General features: G+C 63.9%; 1 protein-coding gene and 1 pseudogene. Both read right to left on the bottom strand.

What is annotated here, in order from left to right:
• A pseudogene (gltD, locus tag EN969_RS15400) lies at positions 1-242 on the bottom strand (glutamate synthase); the annotation flags it as partial.
• Positions 243-383: 141 nt separating this feature from the next.
• Positions 384-5,120, bottom strand: coding sequence for a glutamate synthase large subunit (gltB, locus tag EN969_RS15395; RefSeq protein ID WP_127419224.1), 4,737 nt, complete (start codon positions 5,118-5,120; stop codon positions 384-386).
• Positions 5,121-5,288: the final 168 nt, after the last annotated feature.

Raw genomic sequence — 5,288 nt, 5'->3', positions numbered from 1 at the left:
GCGTTGTCCCAGTCGCCATTGTAGACGAGGTCGTTCCAGTCTGGAATCTGGTTGTGGATCGGGCAGCCGGTCGGCCCGTGGCAGAACGGAATGCCGCAATCCATGCAGCGCGCGGCCTGTTTCTCGACCTCCTTGTCAGACATCGGCAGCGTGAACTCGCGGAAATGCCGGATGCGGTCGGAGGCCGGCTGGTACTTGTGCACCTGCCGGTCGATTTCGAGAAAGCCTGTTACCTTGCCCATAGTCCAGTTCCTGCTGTCCAGATGGTGCGGTTTTCGCCGCACCCGTTAACCCCTTGAGGCAGCCATGGCAACCTTGCGCCGGAGGTCAAACTGTCGATGAAGATGGGCCGGGAAGCCTGGGCTCCCCGGCCATTGCAAAGCCTATTCCGCCGCAACGCCCATGCGCATGCGTTCCATCTCGATCAGGGCGCGGCGGTATTCGACCGGCATGATCTTGCGGAACTTCGGCCGGAACGTCGCCCAGTCGTCGAGAATCTCGCGACCACGTACCGACCCGGTGTAGTGCACATGGTTCGAGATCAGCTGGTAGAGCCGCTCCTCGTCATGGCTGGTCATGTCGCCGGAGACGTCGACGCGGCCCTTGTGGTCGAGGTCGCCGCCATGGTGCAGCAGCCTTTCCATCAGATCGTCTTCTTCCGGAACCGGCTCCAGCTCGACCATCGCCATGTTGCAGCGCTCGGCGAAATCGCCCGCCTCGTCGAGCACGTAGGCGACGCCGCCAGACATGCCGGCGGCGAAGTTGCGGCCGGTCTTGCCGATGACGACGACGATGCCGCCAGTCATGTACTCGCAGCCATGATCGCCGACGCCTTCGACGACGGCGGCGACGCCCGAATTGCGCACGGCGAAACGCTCGCCGGCGACGCCGGCGAAATAGGCTTCGCCCGCGGTTGCGCCATAGAGCACCGTGTTGCCGACGATGATGGATTCAGCCGCGACGATCTTGGCCTCTTCCGGCGGCCGAATGACGATGCGGCCGCCCGACAGGCCCTTGCCGACATAGTCGTTGCCGGCGCCGACAAGCTCGAACGAGATGCCGCGCGCCAGGAAGGCGCCAAAGGACTGGCCGGCAGTGCCGGTCAGCTTCACCGATATCGTATCCTCGCGCAGGCCCTTGTGCTTGAAGCGCTTGGCCACTTCGCCCGACAGCATGGCGCCCGCGGAGCGGTCGACATTGCGGATATCGACCTCGATCTTGACCGGCAGCTTGCTCTCGAGCGCCGGCTTGGCCAGTTCGATCAGCTTGCGGTCGAGCACGTCGTCGATCGGGTGCTTCTGCCGCTCGGTCCAGTGCACCGCTTCATGCGGCGCATCCGGCTTGAAGAACATCTTCGAGAAATCGAGCCCGCGCGCCTTCCAGTGCACGATCAGGTCGCGCTTTTCCAGAAGATCGGTGTCGCCGATGATCTGGTCGATATGGGTGTAGCCCATCTCGGCGAGCAGCTCCCTCACCTCTTCCGCGACGTAGAAGAAGAAGTTGATGACATGCTCGGGCGTGCCCTTGAAGCGCTTGCGCAGCACCGGATCCTGCGTCGCGACGCCGACCGGACAGGTGTTGAGATGGCATTTGCGCATCATGATGCAGCCGGCCGCGATCAGCGGTGCGGTCGAGAAGCCGAACTCGTCGGCGCCGAGCAGCGCGCCGATGATGACGTCGCGCCCTGTGCGCAAGCCACCATCGACCTGCAGCGCAACGCGCGACCGCAAGCCGTTCAGCACCAGCGTCTGGTGTGTCTCGGCAAGGCCCATTTCCCACGGGCTGCCGGCATGCTTGAGCGACGTCAGCGGCGAGGCACCGGTGCCGCCATCATAGCCCGAAATTGTGATGTGGTCGGCGCGCGCCTTGGCGACGCCCGCCGCAACCGTGCCGACGCCGACTTCCGACACCAGCTTGACCGACACGTCGGCTGCCGGATTGACGTTCTTCAGGTCGTAGATCAGCTGTGCCAGATCCTCGATCGAATAGATGTCGTGATGCGGCGGCGGCGAGATCAGGCCGACGCCCGGCGTCGAATGCCGGACCTTGGCGATGGTGGCGTCGACCTTGTGGCCGGGCAGCTGACCGCCCTCGCCGGGCTTGGCACCCTGCGCCACCTTGATCTGCATCATGTCGGAGTTGACGAGGTATTCGGCCGTGACGCCGAAACGTCCCGAGGCGATCTGCTTGATCGCCGAGCGTTCCGGGTTCTTGCCGCCGCCCGGCAGCGGCAGATAGCGGTCGGCCTCTTCGCCGCCCTCGCCGGTGTTCGACTTGCCGCCGATCTGGTTCATCGCGCGCGCCAGCGTCGTGTGCGCTTCGCGCGAGATCGAGCCGAACGACATCGCTCCGGTCGAGAACCGCTTGACGATGTCGGCCGCCGGCATGACGTCGTCGAGCGCCACCTTCTTGCGGCCGGTTTCCCCGGCCAGCTTGAGCTTGAACAGGCCGCGAATGGTCTGGGCGCGGGCCGTCTCGCTGTCGATCTGGGCGGAATAGTCCTTGAAGGTTTCCCACGATCCCTGGCGCACGGCGTGCTGCAAGGTGGCGACAGCATCTGGCGACCAGATATGCGCCTCGCCGCGCATGCGGAACATGTATTCGCCGCCGACCTCGAGGCTGTTGCGCAGCACGGGGTCGTTGCCGAAACCGTCATTGTGGCGGCTGAGCGTCTCGGCCGCGATCTCGTCCAGGCCGACGCCTTCGATCAGCGTCGCGGTGCCGGTGAAGTATTGCTGCACGAAATCGGTCTTCAGGCCGATGGCGTCGAAAATCTGCGCGCCGCAATAGGACTGGTAGGTCGAGATGCCCATCTTGGACATCACCTTGAGGATGCCCTTGCCGATCGACTTGATGTAGCGCGAGACGACTTCGTAGGCGTCCACTTCCTTCGGCAGTTCGCCGCGCTTGTGCATGTCGAGCAGCGTGTCGAAGGCGAGGTAGGGATTGATCGCCTCGGCGCCATAGCCGGCGAGGCAGCAGAAATGATGCACTTCGCGCGGCTCGCCGGATTCGACGACGAGGCCGACCGAGGTGCGCAGCCCCTTGCGGATCAGGTGATGATGGACCGCCGCCGTCGCCAGCAGCGCCGGGATGGCGATGCGGTCGGGCCCGACCTGGCGGTCGGACAGGATGATGATGTTGTAGCCGCCGGCAACCGCCGCCTCCGCCCGCTCGCACAACCGATCGATGGCGCCCTGCATGCCCGCGGCGCCTTCGGCGGAGCCATAGGTGATGTCGATCGTCTTGGTGTCGAAACGGTCCTCGGTGTGGCCGATGGAGCGGATCTTCTCGAGATCGCCATTGGTCAGGATCGGCTGGCGCACTTCGAGCCGCTTGCGGCGCGAATTGCCGACAAGGTCGAAGATGTTGGGCCGCGGCCCGATGAAGGACACCAGGCTCATCACCAGCTCCTCGCGGATCGGGTCGATCGGCGGGTTGGTGACCTGGGCGAAGTTCTGCTTGAAATAGGTGTAGAGCAGCTTCGACTTGTCCGACATCGCCGAGATCGGCGTGTCGGTGCCCATCGAGCCCACCGCTTCCTGGCCTGTCGTCGCCATAGGCGACATCAACAGCTTGGTGTCCTCCTGGCTGTAGCCGAATGCCTGCTGACGATCGAGCAGGCTGACATCCTTGCGCAACGCGCGCGGTTCGACCGGCTTCAGATCTTCGAGGATCAGCTGCGTGTTGGCGAGCCAGGTCTTGTAGGGATGCTTGGTCGCGATCTCCGACTTGAGCTCCTCGTCGGAGACGATGCGCCCCTTCTCCAGGTCGATCAGCAGCATGCGGCCGGGCTGCAGCCGCCACTTCTTGACGATCTTCTCCTCCGGCACCGGCAGCACGCCGGCTTCCGAGGCCATGATGACGCGGTCATCGTCGGTGACGATGTAGCGTGCCGGGCGCAAGCCATTGCGGTCGAGCGTGGCGCCGATCTGGCGGCCATCGGTGAAGACCACCGCCGCCGGTCCGTCCCACGGCTCCATCAATGCCGCATGGTATTCGTAGAAGGCCTTGCGATCGGCATCCATGAGCTTGTTGCCGGCCCAGGCTTCCGGAATCAGCATCATCATGGCATGGCTGAGCCTGTACCCGCCCTGGAACAGGAACTCGAGCGCATTGTCGAAGCAGGCGGTGTCGGATTGGCCGTCATAGGAAATCGGCCACAGCTTCGAGATGTTGTTGCCGAACAGTTCGGAATCGACCGACGCCTGGCGCGCAGCCATCCAGTTGTTGTTGCCGCGCACGGTGTTGATCTCGCCATTGTGGGCGACCATGCGGTAGGGATGCGCCAGCTTCCATGACGGGAACGTGTTGGTCGAGAAGCGCTGGTGGACGAGGATCAGCGCGGTTTCGAAGCGCGGGTCCTTGAGGTCCTTGTAGTAGGCCCCGACCTGATAAGCCAGGAACATGCCCTTGTAGACGATGGTGCGCGCCGACAGCGACACGCAATAGGCGCCGATGTCCTTGTTGTCGTTCTCGGCATAGATGCGGCCCGAGATGACCTTGCGCAGCAGATAGAGCCTGGCCTCGTATTCCTCGTCATCGGTAATGTCTGGCGTGCGGCCGATGAAGATCTGCCGATGGAACGGCTCGGATGCCACGATGTCGGGCGCCTTCGACAGCGACGAATTGTCGACGGGCACGTCACGGAAACCGATGAGCGGAAGTCCCTCGGATTGCGCCGATTCGGCAATGATGTCCTCGATATGGGCGCGAAGGGCCGCGTCCTGCGGCATGAACCAGTGTCCGACGCCGTACTGGCCCGCCGGCGGCAGCTCGATGCCCTGGGCTGCCATCTCGTCACGGAAGAACTGGTCGGGAAGCTGCACCAGCACGCCGGCGCCATCGCCGACCAGCGGATCGGCGCCGACGGCGCCGCGATGCGTCAGGTTTTCGAGCACAGCAAGCCCGTCCTCGACGATCTGATGCGACTTCACGCCCTTCATGTTGACGATGAAACCGACGCCGCAGGCGTCATGCTCGTTGCGTGGATCGTAGAGGCCCTGGGCGGAAAATCCGTTGGCGCTTCGGCCAATATTGGATCGCAAGGTGGTTTTGACGGTTGCCGCTTTCGTCTGCGCGGCCTGGCCGTTCGTCGCAGAGTGCGTCATGTCCGTCATCTCCTGTCCTCCTTCCCAGCCATTCAGGCGCTGGTTTGCCTCGGCAAGCGCTTGGCTCACCCTGATCCTTGTGGCACGTCTTGCGAAATCCTGTCGAACCAGGCGGCTTTCCGCATGGATCGCATCTGGTAATCGTACAGGCCAGAGTCTGGCTGTCCACCTGTCGCC

Origin of the sequence: Mesorhizobium sp. M7A.F.Ca.CA.003.01.2.1, from assembly GCF_003998945.1 — a bacterium.
Lineage (GTDB): Bacteria > Pseudomonadota > Alphaproteobacteria > Rhizobiales > Rhizobiaceae > Mesorhizobium > Mesorhizobium ciceri.
The sequence above is the reverse complement of the archived record's forward strand: the minus strand, read 5'-3'. Positions and strand labels throughout refer to the sequence as shown.